13 protein-coding genes are annotated in these 18,817 nt (G+C 44.2%); 10 read left to right on the top strand and 3 right to left on the bottom strand.

Going from position 1 to position 18,817, the window contains the following annotated elements; translation table 11 throughout:
* Positions 1-654: 654 nt before the first annotated feature.
* Positions 655-1,755 carry a Holliday junction branch migration DNA helicase RuvB gene (gene ruvB / locus QZW82_RS21415; RefSeq protein ID WP_293152487.1) on the bottom strand — a complete coding sequence of 367 codons (1,101 nt, stop codon included), beginning with the start codon at positions 1,753-1,755 and terminating at the stop codon, positions 655-657.
* A gap of 71 nt (positions 1,756-1,826) precedes the next feature.
* Here ruvB and QZW82_RS21420 point away from each other — a divergent pair, with 71 nt between their 5' ends.
* The 7 genes from QZW82_RS21420 (at position 1,827) to QZW82_RS21450 (ending at position 14,718) form a co-directional block, all read left to right on the top strand.
* The gene (locus tag QZW82_RS21420; RefSeq protein ID WP_293152490.1) at positions 1,827-2,390 is read left to right on the top strand and encodes a hypothetical protein; all 564 of its coding nucleotides are present in this window, start codon (positions 1,827-1,829) and stop codon (positions 2,388-2,390) included.
* Positions 2,391-2,587: 197 nt separating this feature from the next.
* Positions 2,588-3,394 carry an ABC transporter permease gene (locus QZW82_RS21425; RefSeq protein WP_293152568.1) on the top strand — a complete coding sequence of 269 codons (807 nt, stop codon included), beginning with the start codon at positions 2,588-2,590 and terminating at the stop codon, positions 3,392-3,394.
* Between the two features lie 296 nt (positions 3,395-3,690).
* On the top strand, positions 3,691-5,106 hold the full coding sequence (locus tag QZW82_RS21430; protein WP_293152492.1) for an ABC transporter ATP-binding protein: 1,416 nt from the start codon (positions 3,691-3,693) through the stop codon (positions 5,104-5,106).
* Positions 5,107-5,121: 15 nt separating this feature from the next.
* Complete coding sequence (locus QZW82_RS21435) at positions 5,122-6,642, top strand: methyltransferase (protein ID WP_293152495.1); 1,521 nt, start codon at positions 5,122-5,124, stop codon at positions 6,640-6,642.
* Between the two features lie 153 nt (positions 6,643-6,795).
* Positions 6,796-12,153, top strand: a complete 5,358-nt coding sequence (locus tag QZW82_RS21440) for a glycosyltransferase (RefSeq protein WP_366665066.1) — start codon at positions 6,796-6,798, stop codon at positions 12,151-12,153.
* A gap of 208 nt (positions 12,154-12,361) precedes the next feature.
* Positions 12,362-13,084, top strand: a complete 723-nt coding sequence (locus QZW82_RS21445; RefSeq protein ID WP_293152498.1) for a class I SAM-dependent methyltransferase — start codon at positions 12,362-12,364, stop codon at positions 13,082-13,084.
* 353 nt (positions 13,085-13,437) lie between these two features.
* Positions 13,438-14,718 (top strand): glycosyltransferase family 4 protein, encoded by a 1,281-nt coding sequence (locus tag QZW82_RS21450; protein ID WP_293152501.1) that lies wholly within the window; start codon positions 13,438-13,440, stop codon positions 14,716-14,718.
* Between the two features lie 149 nt (positions 14,719-14,867).
* On the opposite strand, the gene gatC is transcribed toward QZW82_RS21450, so the two are convergent.
* Both gatC and QZW82_RS21460 read right to left on the bottom strand, forming a co-directional pair.
* The gene (gene gatC / locus QZW82_RS21455) at positions 14,868-15,149 is read right to left on the bottom strand and encodes an Asp-tRNA(Asn)/Glu-tRNA(Gln) amidotransferase subunit GatC (protein WP_293128462.1); all 282 of its coding nucleotides are present in this window, start codon (positions 15,147-15,149) and stop codon (positions 14,868-14,870) included.
* Positions 15,150-15,335: 186 nt separating this feature from the next.
* A complete protein-coding gene (locus QZW82_RS21460; protein ID WP_293152504.1) occupies positions 15,336-15,857 on the bottom strand; it encodes a photosystem I assembly protein Ycf3 in 522 nt (173 codons plus the stop codon).
* A gap of 856 nt (positions 15,858-16,713) precedes the next feature.
* Here QZW82_RS21460 and QZW82_RS21465 point away from each other — a divergent pair.
* From QZW82_RS21465 to QZW82_RS21475, 3 genes are all read left to right on the top strand, one after another.
* Positions 16,714-17,646, top strand: a complete 933-nt coding sequence (locus tag QZW82_RS21465) for a glycosyltransferase (protein ID WP_293152507.1) — start codon at positions 16,714-16,716, stop codon at positions 17,644-17,646.
* A gap of 9 nt (positions 17,647-17,655) precedes the next feature.
* Complete coding sequence (locus tag QZW82_RS21470; protein WP_293152510.1) at positions 17,656-17,787, top strand: hypothetical protein; 132 nt, start codon at positions 17,656-17,658, stop codon at positions 17,785-17,787.
* Between the two features lie 185 nt (positions 17,788-17,972).
* Positions 17,973-18,662 (top strand): class I SAM-dependent methyltransferase, encoded by a 690-nt coding sequence (locus QZW82_RS21475; protein ID WP_293152513.1) that lies wholly within the window; start codon positions 17,973-17,975, stop codon positions 18,660-18,662.
* Positions 18,663-18,817: the final 155 nt, after the last annotated feature.

The raw sequence follows: 18,817 nt of genomic DNA on the forward strand, positions 1-18,817 counted from the left end.
TGTTGTTGGGCTTCAGCCCCAAGAGCGCTTGCATCGCAACTACGTACCAAGAAAGGTATGTTGTTGGGCTTCAGCCCCAAGAGCGCTTGCATCGCAACTACGTACCAAGAAAGGTATGTTGTTGGGCCCCGGCCCCAAGAGCGCTTGCATCGCAACTACGTACCAAGAAAGGTATGTTGTTGGGCTTCAGCCCCAAGAGCGCTTGCATCGCAACTACGTACCAAGAAAGGTATGTTGTTGGGCTTCAGCCCCAAGAGCGCTTGCATCGCAACTACGTACCAAGAAAGGTATGTTGTTGGGCCCCGGCCCTCTTAAAATTTGTGACATAGCAAGTTATATCAATTTCGGTTGTACTGTCAGGTGATGTTGAATGTTAACTATTAACTGCTAATTGTTTACGTTTTAAAGAATACCGATGCAACCGGAAACGATATAATGTATCTATCAATCAACAACATGACGAGTTTCGTGCAGGGCTTTGTGATAGATAGAATTTTCAGTGATAATTGAGTATTGCCTTTCCTGATACACTGTAGCGCTGTTTGTCAGGTGCGTCGCTGTAAGATTATCGATATTTCTTTGGGAATTTTCGAGGGCGACGCACCCTACGACTGTTCCATCGCAATTATTTAAGCACGCTCCATCTAACGCACCCTACAATAATTTAGGTGAGACAAAACCTAGGTGTTTCCAAGCAGCGGCTGTGGCAATTCTGCCCCGACTTGTTCGCTGCAAAAATCCGATTTGCATTAAATAAGGTTCGTACACATCCTCAATTGTTTGAGTGTCTTCTCCTGTAGAAGCTGCGAGGGTTTCTAAACCCACTGGGCCGCCGTTAAAGTTTTCGATCATTGCTGTCAAAAGAGACCGATCTGTCCAATCCAAACCTAGCGGATCGACGTTGAACAATTCGAGGGCGACGGAGGCAACTTCGGCGTCGATTGGCTTTAATTTTTTGACTTCGCTGTAGTCTCTGACTCGCCGCAGCAAGCGGTTGGCAATCCGAGGTGTTCCACGAGCTCGGCGGGCAATTTCTTCGGCTCCTTCTGGGGTGATTTGAGTGTCGAGAACTTGGGCGGTTCTTTGAACAATTAGACTAAGTTCGTCTATTTCGTAATATCGCAGTCTTTGGATTAAGCCGAAGCGATCGCGCAATGGAGATGTCAGCGAGCCAACTTTGGTGGTGGCGCCTACTAAGGTAAAGGGTTTCAGCGGAATGCTGCGGATTTTGGCGCTTTTTCCTTGACCGATCGTAATGTCTAAGCGGCAGTCTTCCATCGCTGGATAGAGGATTTCTTCGGTAACTTTAGATAATCGGTGAATTTCGTCGATAAACAGCACGTCGCCTGCTTTCAGGTTGATTAGCAATCCGACAATATCTCGCGGTTTTTCTAGGGCTGGGGCTGTGGTGATTTTGCATTCAACTTCCATTTCTGCTGCTAAAATTAGCGACATTGTGGTTTTGCCCAATCCCGGTGGGCCGTACAGTAACAGGTGATCCATCGGTTCGCCGCGGGATTTGGCTGCTGCAATTGCGATCGCCAAAACTTCTCTCAAGTCTTTTTGCCCGATGTATTCAGCTAACCGCTGGGGCCGGATTTTGTCTTCTTGTTTGCTGTTGATTTCGTCGGGTAGTTCTTGCGATTCTAGTAGCGATTCCGTCTCGGGTTTGGCGGCTTTTTTCCGGGGTGCCGGGGCTATGTCTTCGGGTAGATTTGGGTCGGGTGGTTGTTGTTTGGAGGAGATAATTGCCATAGTTATTTGCGATCGGGCAATGGGAATTGTTTACAATTGTGAGCGGAATCATTACCAGTATTGAGTTCGTTATGAGTATTCCATCTTCTTTATTAGCCTCGGAAAGCATAACTTTTGAGGGGGCGATCGAGCTGACTCAATCTTTACTAGCCCAAATTGAGGCCGATTCCCTACGGGATAGCTACGCTTCACAACTTTCAGAGGCCCAGATCGAGCAAGCAGTGGCTTCTCTGGTGAAAACTATGAACGGTGCTCGGGGTTTTTTTGTTACTTATCTGACGGATGAGGGACAGGCGGCAGACAGGCCTTCACCCGGAGCGATCGAGGCGCTGCGATCGGCTCCTGAGATCGTAGCAGAACTGCTGGTGAAAAATTTGGCGATGTCGTCGGCGATGGTTGTCTATCATTCGCGCCATCAAAGCGAGGAAAGAGCGGCGGGTTCTGCTAGAGTGCAGGGGCGATCGCGCAATTTGATTCAAATTCTGCAAATGCCGGCCTGTCAAACTATAGCGTCGGAAATGCTAGCAAATTTGCAGGATGCCAGCGGCGAGTACCAGGAATTTTTTGAACGCTGGGGCTACGACGACGAGCAAAAAATGGCGATACGCTCAGCAGTGAGTGAGGCGATCGGCTAAAATAACCAGCGACTGCCTTCGCCGAAGCGGCAGATGCTTGATCAAAGCGGCGGGGCTGTGGAATAATTGCGGTTTAGCAAAGGCTGCACAATCGTAGCTGGAGTTGATTTAGGTGTGAAGGTTAGTGAACGAGGGCGAAAAAATTGCTGAGAACGGTGAAAGGAGTTGCCCAAAAAGCCCGATCGGCTCGCGGCAGGATGCCCGCAAGCAGCCAACGGTGGACAAAGCTGAATCTGCTGGCAACATTAGTGCGCCGGGACTTGGAATCTCAATACAAAGGCTCCATTCTGGGCAATTTGTGGCCGCTGCTCAATCAGCTATCCCAATTGGTGATTTACACTTATGTATTCTCGATCGTCCTCAAGGTAAAGCTCCAACTTGCAGGGTTCCCCGAAAACAGTGACATTACCTTTGGAGTCTGGCTGTTTGCAGGTTTATTGCCTTGGAGTGCCTTCACCAGCGGTTTGATTAAATCGGGAGTATCCGTGGTGGGGCAGCCAAATTTAGTCAAAAAAGTGGTATTTCCCCTCGGTTTGCTGCCGCTAGTGCCGATTTTGACCGCTTTTATTGAAAGTTCTCTGGGTTTAGCAGCTTTGATTCTGATCGTAGCAGTGTCCACGCAAAAGCTCAACGCTACTTTATGCTTGCTGCCACTGGTTTGGGCGCCTCAGTTGCTGCTAACAGCCGGCTTGGGATATTTGACAGCGGGCTTGACAGTGTTTTTGCGAGACATTCCTCAGACATTAGGTGTTATTCTAAATTTTTGGTTTTATTTGACGCCGATCGTCTATCCAGCATCAATCATCCCCGAAGAATGGCGAGCGTGGATATTTTGGCTCAATCCCATGGCCGCCATCTCCGAGATTTACCGAGATCTGATACTGCTTGGAGAAGTCAAGCATTGGGGTGAATGGGGTGTCGCCACGCTGATTTCTGCTGCTATATTTTGTGCAGGTTTTGCAGTTTACCGCCGTTTGCGCCCCGCTTTTGCTGACGTGCTGTAAACTTATTTGATATCGAAAGTCAATCTAAAATCTAAAATTCCAATAAAGGTTTGTAGTGAGGACTTTAGTCCTCAGGCATTGCTAGATCGGGGTATGAAAATGGATAACTTAAAAATTCAGAAGATTGACTGACTGGCTTGTTTTGTTTTTTCACATTGAGTCGTTCATACCGTAAGTCAGCAACGCCGTCCTCATAAAAATCTGAGGACTAAAGTCCTCACTACGAACCTATTTTTAGTGAGCGGACATAATATCAATCTAAAATCTAAAATCTAAAATCTAAAATCTAAAATCGGATGACAGAAAATGTAATTTCACTAAAAAATGTTTCTAAATGCTTTAAGCGATACGATCGTCCAGGAGACCGCTTAAAAGAAATTATTTACCCTAACAAAAAACTCGCTGACGAATTTTGGGCTCTCCACGACATCAATCTGGAAATTCCTCAAGGACAAACTCTGGGAATTGTTGGGCGCAACGGTTCGGGAAAAAGCACTCTTTTGCAAATAATTGTGGGGACTTTGACGCCCACCACCGGCAGCGTGGATGTGAAAGGACGAATTTCCGCTTTGTTGGAACTTGGAAGCGGATTTAACCCGGAATTTACCGGGCGGCAAAATGTATTCTTCAACGCTCAAATACTGGGATTCAGTCAAAAAGAAACTGAAGCAAAGTTTGATGAAATAGCTGCTTTTGCTGATATTGGAGATTTCATCGAACAGCCAGTCAAAACTTATTCCAGCGGTATGTTTGTCAGGCTGGCTTTTGCTGTTGCGACTAGCGTCGAACCGGATATTTTGGTGGTTGACGAAGCACTTTCGGTAGGCGACGAAGCTTTTCAGCGCAAGTGTTTTGCCCGCTTGCAAAGCATTCAAGAAGGTGGCGGCACGATTTTATTTGTCTCTCACGCTGCTACTTCGGTGGTGCAACTTTGTACGTCAGCAATTTTAATGGATAGCGGAGAATTGCTGCTCGCTCACACGCCGAAGGTGGTAATTTCTAAGTATCAAAAGTTGATCTATGCAGATCCAGATAAAGTGTTGGGGCTGAAGTCAGATATTCGATCGCTAAATCAACTCACAAAGCAAGAAAGTGATAACAATCTTCAGCAGGATGCTAATTTAGAAAGCACAAAGGCGGAGGTGAAACCCGAGCAATATCACTCGAAATCCCCGGAACATTATGATGAATTTTACGATCCGGGGATGATACCGTCGAATACGGTGAGGTATCCGTCTCGCGGAGCGGAAATTATCAACCCCCACATCGAGACTCTCAAGGGAACTGTGGTCAATCACTTGATTGGTCGTCAAGATTATGTTTACACTTACTCTGTCACTTTCTCGCGGTCAACTTCCAAGGTGAGGTTTGGAATGTTGATTAAAACGATTAGCGGTTTTGAGCTGGCTGGTGCTTCTTTAAAGGCTTCCAGTCAGTGCGTTAGGTATGTGGAAGCGGGTACGACAATTGTCGTGAAGTTTCAGTTTAAATGTTTGCTAAATCCTGGAGTTTATTTTTTGAATGCAGGGGTTGTGGGAACGGTAGATGAGGATTTAACTTATCTGGATCGCTGCGTTGATGTGGCGATGTTTAGAGTTCAGTCTTGTACAGAGTCCTGCGGTAACGGCATCGTTGACTTGCTGATAGAACCGTGTTTAACTGTTGTTAATTCTGATTCTCTGGTGAAAAAGGCGTCAACCGAAGTCATCTAAAATTCTGTGAAAACAATGAGCGAGAGCAATTTAGATTTAGTCCAAAATCCGGTTATCGAAGCATTTATTCGAGAGCAAGCTAAGTTTCCCGAAGATTTTAAACTAAATATCTGCGAAAACGATGAAATGTATTTGTTTGCGTTGAGCAATGTCAAGGACGATCGCGATCGGGCTTTGGTGCGCTATTATTCGCTGGGGCGCCGCATCCTGGATACGGTTAAACAGGTTGTGGATTGGCATTTTGGCAGTTTTGAGAATGTACCGTCTTTTCTAGATTTTGCCTGCGGTTACGGTAGATTTACACGGTTTTTGATTCAGGAAATACCAGCGGAACAAGTTTGGGTTTCTGATATTTATGCTAATGCGGTTAAGTTTCAAGCTGAATACTTCGGCGTTAGCGGTATTGTTTCGACTGGAAAACCAGAAAATTATTTAATCGATCGCAAATTTGACTGCATTTTGGCTAATTCTTTTTTCAGCCATATGCCGGAAAGAACTTTTACAAGTTGGTTGCAAAATTTGTACGATTTGTTGACTCCTAACGGCATTTTGATGTTCAGCGTTCACGATGAGTGTTTGCGAGCTCCTAATGTAGAAATGCCTGCTAGTGGTATTTTGTTCAGCGCCTTGAGCGAAAGTCAGTCTTTGGATAAGGAGGAATACGGCACAACTTATGTAACTGAAAAGTTTGTCAGAGAAGTTGTCGATAAAGTTAGCGCAGGTAAGGCTTTTGTTCACCGCATCGAAAAAGGTATATGCAGGTTTCAGGATTTGTATGTTGTCACCAATCAACTATCTAGAGATTTTTCGGAGTTGAAATTCAATCACCACCCGGAAGGATATGTTGATGTTGCTGCTTTTACAAATAAGGAGAATTTGTATCTGGAAGGATGGGCGGCAGATCTGAATAATGGCGGTAAAATTGAGGATTTGCAAGTGCTGGTAAACGGTGAGTTTGTGCAGAGGTGCGAGCCTTTTTACAATCGCCCGGATGTGGCCGGACACTTTGAAACTGATGTGGCTTTGCAGTCTGGTTGGAACTGTTATTTACCGAAAAATTCTGTGGCGCCGCAGGATGTGTTAACCGTTAAAGCAATCAATAACTATGGTTTGACATGGATTTTGGAAACTTGCACTGTACAATCGCTGGTAAGACAAAAGCAATCGCGCTCTTTATTGGGATCTACTCAACTCAAGCTTCAATTGCTGGAAACTCAGTTAGCTGCGGCTAAGATAGAATGGGAGCAAAGTCAAAGTAAGTTAATGATTACTGAAACTCAGTTAGAAGAATCTCATACTAAGTTAGAAGAAAGTCAAAATCAATTAATTTCAGTTCACTCGCAGTTAGAACAAGCTCAAAGTCTGTTAGTATCTCTGCAAATGCAGTTGGAGAAGACAGAAAATCAGTTGATGAATGTCAAGCAAGAACTACAGCAATCGCAATGTCGAGTTGTGGCTATGGAAAGTAGCAAGTTCTGGAAGCTCAGAAGCACGTGGTTTCAAGTCAGGCGAGCGATCGGGTTAGCGGGAGAATAAGAGAAGACCATTTTAGATTTTAGATTGGGGATTGGAGATTGCTAGAGATGATAGACTAAGTGTTGGGATATTACCTAAAGTTGCATTTTGGGGTAAATAGTGTAGCGAGTAAAAATGGTTTGGGAATTAGGGCGAGGGAGAGAAATTGTGAGTATGAATGACAGCAAACCGTCGGTTTTTATTGTTACTGGAATGCACCGTTCCGGTACATCTTTAACTGCTTCTTTGTTTCAGAAAGTCGGAGTTGATATTGGTAAACAGTTGGTGGGCCCGGCGGTGGGAAATGTGAAAGGTCATTTTGAGAATGTTGATTTTGTTGAGTTTCACAAGAGTGTTTTACGATCGCACGGCATAGATGAACTCGGCTGTACGTTTGAACAAACGATTCCGGTAGCAGCGGAATATGTGGAAATTGCCAAACGGGCGATCGACCAAAACCAACAAACTGACAACCATTGGGGCTGGAAAGACCCGCGAACCGCTTTGTTTTGGGATTTTTGGCTAAATTTGCTTCCCACAGCCAATTTCATCTGTGTTTATCGATCGCCCTGGGAAGTCGTGGATTCGCTGTACCGCCGGGGAACCGATGTCAGCTTGCTGCAAAATCCCCAAATGGCAGTAAAAATGTGGATTCACTACAACCAAAAAGTCTTAGAATTGTACCAACGTTTTCCCGATCGCTGTCTGCTGGCGAACGTTTACCCGATCGGCAACACTCCCGAACTTTTTATCGATCGAGTCAACGAAAAATTTAACGTTAACTTAGGTGCGATACCTGCCGACAATTTTGAAGAATCTTTATTAGTAAATGATATTGTCAAAAGTCATAGGCCGAGTTTAATAGAACAATATTTTCCCGAAGCCTTAGAACTATATCAAGTTTTGGAAACCCAAGCTGGCAATCTGGGCAGCGAATCGAATTCTGCCAGCGATAAAATTATTCATTTTCCAGCATCTTCTGTCGGCCCTTTTGAAGATTGGCTAAAAATCCGCTTGCTGGAAAAACAGCAAAAAACCAGCAATTCCGAAATCAAACAGTGGCAAGAAGAATTTCACCAAGCCCAGGCAAAAGTGTTGGGATTGGAGGCAGAATTAGGAGAAACTCAAGTACAACTTGCCGGCAAAGAATCTAATTTTCAAGAAGCTTTAGCAAAACTGCTCGGATTAGAAACAGAATTAGGACAAACTCAGGCACAGCTTGCCGGTCAAGAATCGCAATTTCAAGAAGCTTTAACAAAAGTCCTGAAGTTAGAAACAGAATTAGGACAAACTCAGGTACAACTTGCCGGAAAAGAATCACAATTTCAAACAGCTTTAGCAAAAGTCTTGGAATTAGAAGCAGAATTAGGACAAACTCAGGTACAGCTTGCCGGCAAAGAATCGCAATTTCAAACAGCTTTAGCAAAAGTCTTGGAATTAGAAGCAGAATTAGGGAAGAGTCAGGTAAAATACGAAGAAAAAGAATTCAAACTGGAGCAGAAATTAGCTGAGTTACTGTGGATGGAAACTATACAGAGTCAAACTCAAGAAAAATTAAATGAAAGTCGGGAAGACTTAGAAAAGTCGCGCCAGGAAACAGAAAGAGTGCGGGCAGAAATTGAGGCAATCAAAGCTTCTGACTGGTGGCAACTCCGAGAAAATCTGTGGGGTTTTCAGCGTCGAATCCGTGACCTCTTCCCGAAATATATTTTTTCGTTAGACCAACCCACTACTTGGCAAATTAGCGATTCTAATGTCCTAATTGTGGGCTGGGTATTTAACACAAAGATTGAGATTAAAGCAGTGCGTGTCCGAATTGATGACAAAATATTTTCGGGCGTTTACGGCATAGAAAGAAGCGATATAGCGATAGCACATTCTAATATTCCGGCTGCGAGGAAAGCGGGTTTTACTATTGAATTGCAAGCGCCTGCCGGACGGCACGAAGTAATACTAGAAGCCCAAGAAGCAGGCGGAAATTGGCATCTTTTGGCAACTTATCCGCTGTTGGTTTCAACGATTCAAGCATCGTTAGATGTACCCGTGGTGTGGGAACAGCGTCAGGGTCAAATTTTGTTCGCAGGTTGGTGCTGTCACCACGATCGCAAAATTGCTAAATTAAGCTTTGTGTGCGGCGATATTTCTGTAGAATGCGCCTACGGTTTGCGGAGAAAAGATGTCGGCGAAGTGTTTCCCGACTGGGTTAACAGTTCGGAAAGTGGCTTTGAGGCACTTGTCGATTTGCCGCCAGGGGAATGGCACGTGGCGCTGCAAGCTGAGTTAGATACCGGGGAAATTTTGTCTTTTCAAGCGCCACAAGTATTGACTGTGCGGCGCTACCATATTTGGCAGCGAAGTGCTGATAAATTTGAGGAGTTTTCGAGTTTTGTAGAGGCAATCCGGCAGCGGGCTAGGGAGAGAAAACAGCGTCTGGGTAGAATTGTGCCGATGCCTTGGGAAATTGTCAAGGTGATGCGCCAGTTGGGGAAGATTTACCAACAGCAAAAACAGTTGACTGCGCCGGGGGATTTGCTACCGCCTGCGGGTTTTGTGGTGCCGAAACCGATTGATAGGTATGATGCTTGGTTGGAGGTGAATCAGTGGAATAGTCGATCGCGCGATTACTTGATTTCTCGGTTAAAATCCTGTGGGCAAGCGCTGCCAAAGATTTCGGTGGTGATGCCAGTGTACAATCCGCAGATAGATTTTCTCGAAAGTGCGATCGAGAGTGTAATCAATCAAGTCTATCAAAACTGGGAACTCTGCATCGCTGACGACTGTAGTACCGACGCTACAGTTGCTGACACCTTGAAAAATTGGGCCGAAAAGGACGATCGAATTTGCATCACATTTCGCACAGAAAACGGCAACATCAGCGCCGCGACTAACAGCGCCGCCGCCCTCGCCACAGGCGACATCATCCTATTTTTAGACAACGACGACGAACTAACTCCCGACGCCCTAGGCGAAGTCGCGCTATATTTTGCCACCCATCCAACCACCGATTTTCTCTACTCAGACGACGACAAAATCGACACCAAAGGTCGCCGTTTCGCCCCACAATTCAAACCGCAATGGTCGCCAGAACTGCTGCTTTCCTATATGTATCTCGGTCATTTGTGCGCCGTCAAAAAACATATTTTTGAAGAAATAGGCGGTTTGCGAATCGGTTTTGAAGGCTCGCAAGACTACGATTTTGCCTTAAGAGCAACCGAAATTTGTCGCCACGTCGCCCACCTGCCTCTAGTGCTGTATCATTGGCGAACTGCACCCGGTTCTACAGCCATATCTGGGGCCGCGAAACCATCCAGTTTTGGCGCAGGTCAAAAAGCAATCCAAGACGCACTAAACCGCCGACAAATTAATGGCAATGTCGCTCAGCACGCCTGGGCTACCAAAGAAAATTTGGGCATCTTTGCCCAGGATTTCCCGGATGACGGCCCGTCAGTAACGGTAATTATTCCTACTAAAAATCAGGTGAAATTGCTGAAAGCCTGTTTGGATTCTCTGGAAACTACAACCTACAAAAAATTTCAAATTGCTGTCATAGATAATGAAAGCGACGATCCGAAAACTCTAGAATATTTAAAGCAATTAACTTGCCAAGTTTTGCGAATCAAAAATCCTGGTGGCAAGTTTAGTTTTGCAGCAATCAACAACCGCGCCGTCGAGCAAGTTGACAGCGAATATGTATTGTTTTTGAACAACGATACTGAAGTAATTAACCCGCGCTGGCTGAGTCAAATGGTGGGATACGCTCAAATTCGCGACGTGGGTGCAGTCGGCGCGCGACTGTTATATCCCGACGGTAGAATTCAGCACGCGGGAGTAATTCACGGCCTCCATCACGGTTTGGCCGGTCACGCTTTTAAGCTGATGGATAAGGAGAATCGAGGCTATCTTTCTCAAGCGATGGTAACGCGAAATTACTCGGCGGTAACTGCTGCTTGCACGATTACTCCCCGTCAATTGTTCTTAGAATTGGGCGGTTTTGATGAGGATGATTTTGCTGTTGCTTACAATGATGTCGATTACGGATATCGATTGTTAGAACGGGGTTATCGGTGTGTGTATTGTCCCGATGCGGAGTTGTTGCACAAAGAGGGAACTTCGAGAGGTTTTACTGATAATCCTCAAGAAGTTGCGTCTTTTCGGCGCAAGTATGCGGGGAAAACTGACAGTTTTTACAGTCCTCATTTGTCCTTAGAAGATGAGTATTTTCATATTCAACCCCGACGGGTGTTTATGAAGGAAGAAGGTTCGGCAACGAGCAATGTGCGGGATGTAGCGGATGTAACGGATGTAGCGGATGAAAGAGAGCAGGAAGAGTTAAGATTTGATGATTCCCGTGTGTTATCAGTAGCCAAACATTCTATTCATCCTGTTAGGGTTTTGATGTGCAGCAATTCGCTGGATTTCACGGGGGCGCCGCTGCATCAGTACGAGATTGCGGTGAAATTGGCGGCTGAGGGTGTGATTTTGCCGATCGTACTTTGCGCCACAGATGGCCCCCTGCGCCAAGCTTACGAACAACAGGGAATTGAAGTAATAGTGCGAAACAATCCCCTCGAACACATCTACCAGCGCGATGCTTACGATGAAGCTATCCGCAGTTTTAGCAAGGAAATTGAAAGTTTAAAAGTAGACGCAATTTATGCCAATACTTTAGAAAACTTCTTTGTAGTTGATGCGGCGCACCAAATCGGAGTTCCGGCGGTGTGGAACGTGCACGAAAGCGAACCTTGGCAAACTTATTTTAACAGGTTTGGTTCGGAGATTGCGGCGAGAGCTTTGGAATGTTTCCGCTTTCCTTACAAGTTAATTTTTGTGGCGGATGCAACGCGGGACAGGTATTTGCCTCTCAACAGCCACCACAATTTTACAGTGATTCACAACGGCTTAGATTTGAGCAAACTGGAAAATTCCGAGAATTCAGAAGATGCTAGAAACACTTTAGGTGTGGCAGCAGAAGATGTGGTATTGTTGCTGCTGGGAACTGTTTGCGAACGGAAAGGCCAGCAAGATTTAGTTCAAGCGCTTTCACTTTTGCCTGAGAAATGGCACAATAAGATTAGGTGTTTCATTGTGGGCGATCGGCCGAGTATTTACAGCAATAAATTAGCCGAGATGGTGAACGCATTGCCGGAAGAGTTGCGACAAAGGGTGACAGTAGTCCCGGAAACCGGGGAACCAGGAAAATATTACAAAGCGGCGGATATTTTTGTTTGCACTTCTCGTGTCGAAAGTTTTCCGCGAGTGATTTTGGAAGCGATGGCCTGCGATTTACCAATTATTACATCGCCAGTTTTTGGAATTAAGGAACAAGTGAGGCCGGGAATTAACGGTTTGTTTTATACGCCGGATCGTCCGGATCAATTACTGGCAGCTTTGATTAGTTTGTTGGAGGATAAATCTTTGCGCCAGCAGTTGGCGGGAAATGCTAAATATGTCTTGGATTCACTGAATACTTTTGAGGAGATGACTCAAGCTTATGCAGACATTTTCTGCGAAGCATATTTCAGCAGTCATTAATTAATTGGTAATATCAAATCTGGCTGTACCGGAATTATTAAACCGCAGAGAACACAGAGGACACAGAGGGAGAAAATCGAGAGAATGAAGAGATGAATTATTCTAATAAAGACCGGATTTGATATAATTGGTAGTACAGGGGAAGGAGAAACGAAGACTTGCGGAACATATTGAAAATCCAGACATCTATACTATAAAACAATCAAAAATGAACGATGAAAAAATGACCGATCGCCCAAGAGTAGATTACGAAAATGCGTGGGACAGTTACGCCCAACAGTGGCAAGAAACTAATCCCGAACTTTCCCATATTGGCGACGAATGGATCGGGAAAGCTGCTGGTGCGGCCAACTCCTTAGCCGAATACGAAGCGCTGATCGAACAAGAATTTATTGCACCGTACATCAAACCAGAACATACGGTTTTAGAAATTGGTATCGGTGGCGGAAAAACTGGTTCGCTGTTGCTGAAATATTGCGATCGCCTAATTTGCGCCGATATTTCCAGTCAAATGCTGCAAGCAGCCCGATCGCGCTTGGGAGTCGATCGCGTTTCCTACGTCAAACTCGACGGTTTAACGCTAGATGGCATCGCCCAGGGTGCAGCCGATGTCTGCTTTTGCTACGATACCATGGTACACGTAGAAGCCGTAGACATATTCAACTACCTAACTCGCATTCCAAAACTGCTGCGGGGCGATCGCATTTGTGTCTTCCACCACGGCAATATCCTCAGCGAATTAGGGTGGCAAAAATTTGCCGGCGAGTGGGACAAAAACTTGCTAGGGCGCAGAGATGGCACTGCATTCTCAGTAATGACCGATACAATTATGGAAAAATTTCTCAACCATTTAAACTATGAAATTCTCCTGAAAAATACATCTTCAGTACCGCGAGATTGCATCTGGATTTGCAAAGCTCCCTTAGTCTAAATTGCAGAGTAAAAACTTTGAAAAATAGGATTTGTATCCAAGTCTAGATCCCCCTAAATCCCCCTTAAAAAGGGGGACTTTGACGCTCTTTTTCCCTTAAGAAGGAAGACTTTGACCCTCTTGTCTCCCCCTTCACAAAGGAAACTTTAACGCTCTCATTCTCCCCCTTATAAGGGTAACTTTAACACTCTTGTCCCCCCGACCTAAGGGGGGTTAGGGGGGATCCAGAGACTAATCTACAATGCTTTAAAAATATGCGCGCTCTTAAAATCAGAGCTTTGCAGTAACTAAAGCCAACTATTTTTTTCTTCCTTACATCCGTTACTAAATCAGTTGCCGAACTTCCTTCCACAATGAAAGCATTATTTCTCCACCCCAACTTCCCCGCTCAATACCGGCACATTATCACGGCATTAGGCGCAAATCCCAAAAATCAAATTGTTTTCGGCACTAAAAACGAGCGTCCAGAATGGGAAATTCCCGGAGTTCGCAAAGCAGCATTTACCCCCAGCCGCGAACCCCACGCCCAGACTCACCAATACGTGCGCCCTTTAGAAAGTGCCGTCATCTACGGACAAGCCGTATTTAGAATGGCAGAACAACTCAAAGCTGACGGTTTTGTACCCGATGTAATCTGCGGGCATTCAGGTTGGGGGCCGACACTATTTGTCAAAGAAGCTTTTCCAAATACGCCACTTTTGTGTTATTTCGAGTGGTTTTATCACGCCATTGGTTCCGACGCAGATTTCGATCCGGCGGAACCTTTAAGCGTTGACGACATGGCGAGAATTAGAATCAAAAATGCGCCGATTCTGATCGATTTATATTCTTGCGATTGGGGTTTGTCGCCGACTTATTGGCAGCGATCGCAATTCCCGCCAGAATTACAACAAAAATTATCCGTACTCCACGACGGCGTAGACACCGATTACTTTAAACCAGATCCCGGTGCTAAACTAATTTTACCGAATTTAGATTTGTCCGGCGTTGATGAAATTGTCACCTACGTATCGCGGGGAATGGAACCTTACCGCGGCTTTCCAGAGTTCATTGAGTCGATCGCCTACGTGCAAGAACGCCGCCCCAACTGTCACGTTGTAATTGTTGGTTCAGACAGAGTTTGTTACGGCCGTTCCCTACCCAACGGCGAGTCTTACAAAGACCATATGCTCAAAAAAGTGCCGCTAGATATGTCGCGAGTGCACTTTGTCGGGCCGCTACCTTACGGACTGTATTTAAAAGTAATTCAAGCATCCGACGTACACGTTTATTTAACCAGACCTTTCGTGCTATCTTGGTCGATGATTGAATCTCTATCGGCAGGATGTTTAGTAATCGGTTCCGATACAGGCCCGGTGAGAGAAGTTATCCGCGATGGAGAAAACGGTTTAATCGTCGATTACTTCTCGCCGAAACAAGTAGCCGATCGCATTGACGAAGTTTTAGACCATCCTACCCGCATGGCAGAAATTCGCGTCAAGGCCCGTCAAACCGCCCTAGAACGCTACAGTTTAGCTAATATGTTACCGCAGCAGTTACAATTGATCGAGCAGGTTGCAAGTCGATCAATGCCGCCGACAGTTGGTACGCAGCCAGAACGAGAATTGGCCGCATCTTTTGGAGTGAGAATTTAGTGCGATCTTAAGGTACGTAGTTGGGCTTGGGCCCTCTTTCCTAATATTATAAAGAGCGCTGAAGCGCAACAACGTACCTAATTTGTATGACGACAATAAAACCGCCCCGCTTATTAAGGGGCGATCGAGTCAGGTACACAGCGGAAATTCTACATAATCTTAGGAACCTTAAAAAACTCCCCATCGCGATCGGGAGCACCAGCCAAAATACTCTCGCCGTTAGCAAAAGGTTGCAAATCGTCCGATCGCATAACATTGCTAACATCGATCGCCCGAGTTGTCGGTTTTACCTTACTCGTATCCAGTTCGCTCAACTGCTCAAAATAATCCAAAATACCGTTCAGTTGACCAGTAAACTGCTCTTCTTCTTCCGGCGTTAATTCCAATCGGGCTAAATTTGCTACTTTCCGAACTTCTTCTTTGTCAATCATAAAAATTGGGAATTGGGAATTGGGAATTTGGCATTGGGAATTGGGAATTGGGCATTGGGAAGAAGGGATTGGGAATAAGGCATTGATTATTTGTTGTTATTAGCCAAATTACTAACTACTAACTATTATCAATTCCCCATTCCCCATTCCCCATTCCCCATTCCCCATTCCCCATTCTCATCATAGTTAAAAATACACATCAATTTGCGATCGCCCTGTCGTCTTCAGCCAATTCTGCACCTCAATGTAATTGTTCGGCGCCAAACGAATAGCCTCCTTCCAGTAATCCGCAGCTTTGTCAAACAGCCCTTCCGCCGCTTCAACATTGCCAGCTTCCTTTTCCCTTTCCCCTTGATAGTGGTAAATCACAGCAATATTGTTCAGCGCTTGCGGCATTCTGGGATTCAGTTCAAGCGCTTCGCTGTAATACTCCAAAGCTTTATCGTGTTCGCCGTTGCTAGTATGGATCAGACCCATATTGTACAATACATAACTGCGATCGTAAGGATCTTCTTCCAGCTTCAGCGCTTCAGTATAATTGTCCAGCGCTTCAGCATATTCGCCATCAGCTTGAGCCGACATACCATCCCGATAATAAGCAAAAGCTTCCTTCGCCTTCTTTTTCGCGGGCATAATCTTCAGGATGATATCAGCCATTACCGTGAAACTTTTGTCAATAAAGTTATCGTTGCGTTGAGTTCTTGGCATATGCGATTCTTTTGGTTAGTGGCTAATCTCAAAAATTAGCGGGTAAAGTTTTCCTATGAATACTTGCACAACAATTTTAGTTGAGAGTTGTGCTGAGGATGCGAAAAAGACTTGTGAGACACAAGAACAAACTTGACAACACGCGCAAGTCCTATCTATTGTAGATAACTATTGCAAGACTTACAAAAAAAACATATTTTTTTTACATATTTAAACTTTTATTAAGTTTTCAAAGTTCAATACTTCGGACAATTTTAGATCTCATCGAGTATCTCAAACCCTTGATGGCTATAGGGCTGACTATTTTTTCAATCTTTAAGTCTAGCCCGCTCGTTTCAAAAAATCATTAAAAATGCCATGGCTTACTCGCGATACGACTTACAGAGTCGTTAAAAAAACTGTCCGAACTATTGAAAGTTCAGCCAACACTGAAAAGCTTTTGGGAAAAAAGTAGGGTACGGTTCAATTGAGGGTAACAGTTTGCGAGCGATCGGTGTAAGGTGAAGGCTGTCGCCTTAGTCCTAATTCGCCCCCCAAAGCATGAGTCCGAGCCAATCAGTCTTGGGGTTGGCATTTGCTAGATGCGATGGCGCAGGGGTTTCAGCCAGATTTCACCATTGCTGATGTCGGGACGGGATTGAGAGCAGGTCAGAAAGAAGTCCTGCCTGATACTCCTTGTCATGGAGATATTTTTCAGATCCAACAACAATTTGAGACAGTTGTTGACAATTGCTAATTAGCATGGTAATGTCAGACTATTCCAGCGTAAAAAATGTTAATTTTTCAAGCAGGATCAGGCAGTCAGGGTAATTGTATTCATTTGTAGTAAAAATAAGTTGGAAGTATTAATTAGGTAATGTCGTATCGTATTGTTGCTTATATCACCGCCTATTCAGATAAAACTGCCCTTGAGCGGTGTATCGCTTCTCTTAAGTGTCAAACTTATTCGATCGAGAAAATCTTAATAGTCGATAACTCGCCTCATGTTTTGTTGTCTCCTGAAGAATTAGACGAATCTATTATCGTCAAATCTTATCCCCAAAACATCGGCATTTCTGGCGGTTTACGAGTGGGTATTGAATGGTCTATTAAAAATGAATTTGATTTTATTTGGACTTTCGATCAAGATACTGAACCTTCACCAGATGCTTTAAAAAGATTAATTGAAACCTATGATAATCTCAAAGAAGCTCATCAAAAAATTGGAATTATTGCTCCACTTCCTGTTGATAGAGTCACAGGACAACAATGGAATGGAATGATCTTAGATAAGTATCAACTAAAACAATTTCTTATAAACGATCAAATCCCTGAAATTTATAAATGTGATGCCGTTATTACAGCAGGTTCTCTTATTTCCATTCAAGCCGCTCACAATACTCCCTTTCCTAATGAAAATTTATTTATTGAAGCAGTTGATTGGGAATATTGTCTAAAATTAAAGAAACAAAATTATTCTATATTTGTCAATAGAAATATTGTTCTAAAACAACGATTTGGAGAGACTCAAGAAGTTAATTTATTTTATCCTAAAATAAAAATAATGCGATTGAATTGTTCTCCGTTGCGTTACTACTACCGATGCAGGAATAACACCTTTGTCGAACTTAGTCTCGCTATGGAGAACAAACTATTGATTATGTTTAGTATTCATAGAATTAAAATTATGATTAATTTAGTTATTAAAATCTTGCTATTAGAAAACCTATCAAGAAGATTGAAAATTTGGGCTTGTCTGCGCGGAACTTATGATGGTTTCAGAGGGAACTTAGGAAAAACCTGGGTATAATCTACAAGGATGAGCCCGAGCCAATCAGTCGCAGCCAGTTTACCGCTTGATGCTCGCCAGAAAATAGCGATCGTGATATTGGCAAAGACAAAGTACGCACCCACACTATTAGTAGCGTTGGCGATCGGCTACCAGAGGTAACGCACCCTACAGATAGAGTCTTTGCGTAAGTCCTGTACTCTTTACCCCTTCCCCCTTTCCCCTTCCCCCTTCCCCCCAACAGCAGTAACAAAAATACGTGGGGCAATGCGTGAGATATGTTATAGTAAACAGTCAGCCTAAATAGTTAGGTTTCAAATTGTTGTGTATTATATCAGGAAACCAAAATGCTCAGAACCGATGTAATTCAAAAAATAATCGACAAGAAAAAAGCCCTGAGGTATTTAGAAATCGGCGTAAATAATGGCGATAGTTTTTTCCCGATCGAGATCGCTCAAAAGGTGGGAGTAGATCCTAGTTTTGCATTTTCTGAAGAACGTAAATTGGAATGGGCTAGTAAAAATCTATGTAATGCAACAGCGGAATATATAGACGCCACTAGCGATGCTTTTTTTGCAAGTGCCAATCCGATCGAACGGTTTGATGTAGCATTTATCGATGGATTGCATACCTACGAACAATCATTGCAAGATGTCCTGAATACCTTGGACAACCTCAATGAAAATGGCGTAATAGTCATGCATGATTGCAAACCACCCCATGTCCTCGCAGCCTGTCCAGCTCAGTCTCTGCAAGCTGCGATCGACATGAATTTACCTGGATGGGATGGCAACTGGTGTGGTGATGTCTGGAAAACGATTTGTTATCTAAGAAGTAATCGCAAAGATTTGCGAGTCTTTGTGTTGGATTGCGATTTTGGCTTAGGCATAGTTATGAAAGGAAAGCCTGATATAGATCTAAACTTGAGCAAAGATGAATTGGATAAAATGACTTATGAAGATGTTCTCAATGGTAAAGAAAATTTTCTTAACTTAAAAGATGAAAACTATTTGTTTGAGTTCTTAGAAACAATCTAATTCACTATCCACTACTCACTATTCACTAATTTAATTATAGCGGTTCTCAGAAAGGTTAGGTACGTTGTTGGGAAGAAGGCCCTATACGTTTAAGCGGTTATACAAGCTGTCAGGCACACCTCATCTTTTTGAGAAAGGCTATATGCAAGCTGATA

The organism is Microcoleus sp. bin48.metabat.b7b8b9.023 (genome assembly GCF_013299185.1).
In the GTDB taxonomy this organism is placed as follows: domain Bacteria; phylum Cyanobacteriota; class Cyanobacteriia; order Cyanobacteriales; family Microcoleaceae; genus Microcoleus.

Bases quoted from the DNA above. Each gene is read 5' to 3' on its own strand.
- QZW82_RS21445 (WP_293152498.1), top strand. From the start codon at position 12,362: ATGAACGATGAAAAAATGACCGATCGCCCAAGAGTAGATTACGAAAAT.
- QZW82_RS21430 (WP_293152492.1), top strand. From the start codon at position 3,691: ATGACAGAAAATGTAATTTCACTAAAAAATGTTTCTAAATGCTTTAAG.
- QZW82_RS21465 (WP_293152507.1), top strand. From the start codon at position 16,714: ATGTCGTATCGTATTGTTGCTTATATCACCGCCTATTCAGATAAAACT.
- QZW82_RS21425 (WP_293152568.1), top strand. From the start codon at position 2,588: ATGCCCGCAAGCAGCCAACGGTGGACAAAGCTGAATCTGCTGGCAACA.
- QZW82_RS21470 (WP_293152510.1), top strand. From the start codon at position 17,656: ATGAGCCCGAGCCAATCAGTCGCAGCCAGTTTACCGCTTGATGCTCGC.
- QZW82_RS21475 (WP_293152513.1), top strand. From the start codon at position 17,973: ATGCTCAGAACCGATGTAATTCAAAAAATAATCGACAAGAAAAAAGCC.
- QZW82_RS21440 (WP_366665066.1), top strand. From the start codon at position 6,796: ATGAATGACAGCAAACCGTCGGTTTTTATTGTTACTGGAATGCACCGT.
- QZW82_RS21435 (WP_293152495.1), top strand. From the start codon at position 5,122: ATGAGCGAGAGCAATTTAGATTTAGTCCAAAATCCGGTTATCGAAGCA.
- QZW82_RS21460 (WP_293152504.1), bottom strand. From the start codon at position 15,857: ATGCCAAGAACTCAACGCAACGATAACTTTATTGACAAAAGTTTCACG.
- gatC (WP_293128462.1), bottom strand. From the start codon at position 15,149: ATGATTGACAAAGAAGAAGTTCGGAAAGTAGCAAATTTAGCCCGATTG.
- QZW82_RS21450 (WP_293152501.1), top strand. From the start codon at position 13,438: ATGAAAGCATTATTTCTCCACCCCAACTTCCCCGCTCAATACCGGCAC.
- ruvB (WP_293152487.1), bottom strand. From the start codon at position 1,755: ATGGCAATTATCTCCTCCAAACAACAACCACCCGACCCAAATCTACCC.
- QZW82_RS21420 (WP_293152490.1), top strand. From the start codon at position 1,827: ATGAGTATTCCATCTTCTTTATTAGCCTCGGAAAGCATAACTTTTGAG.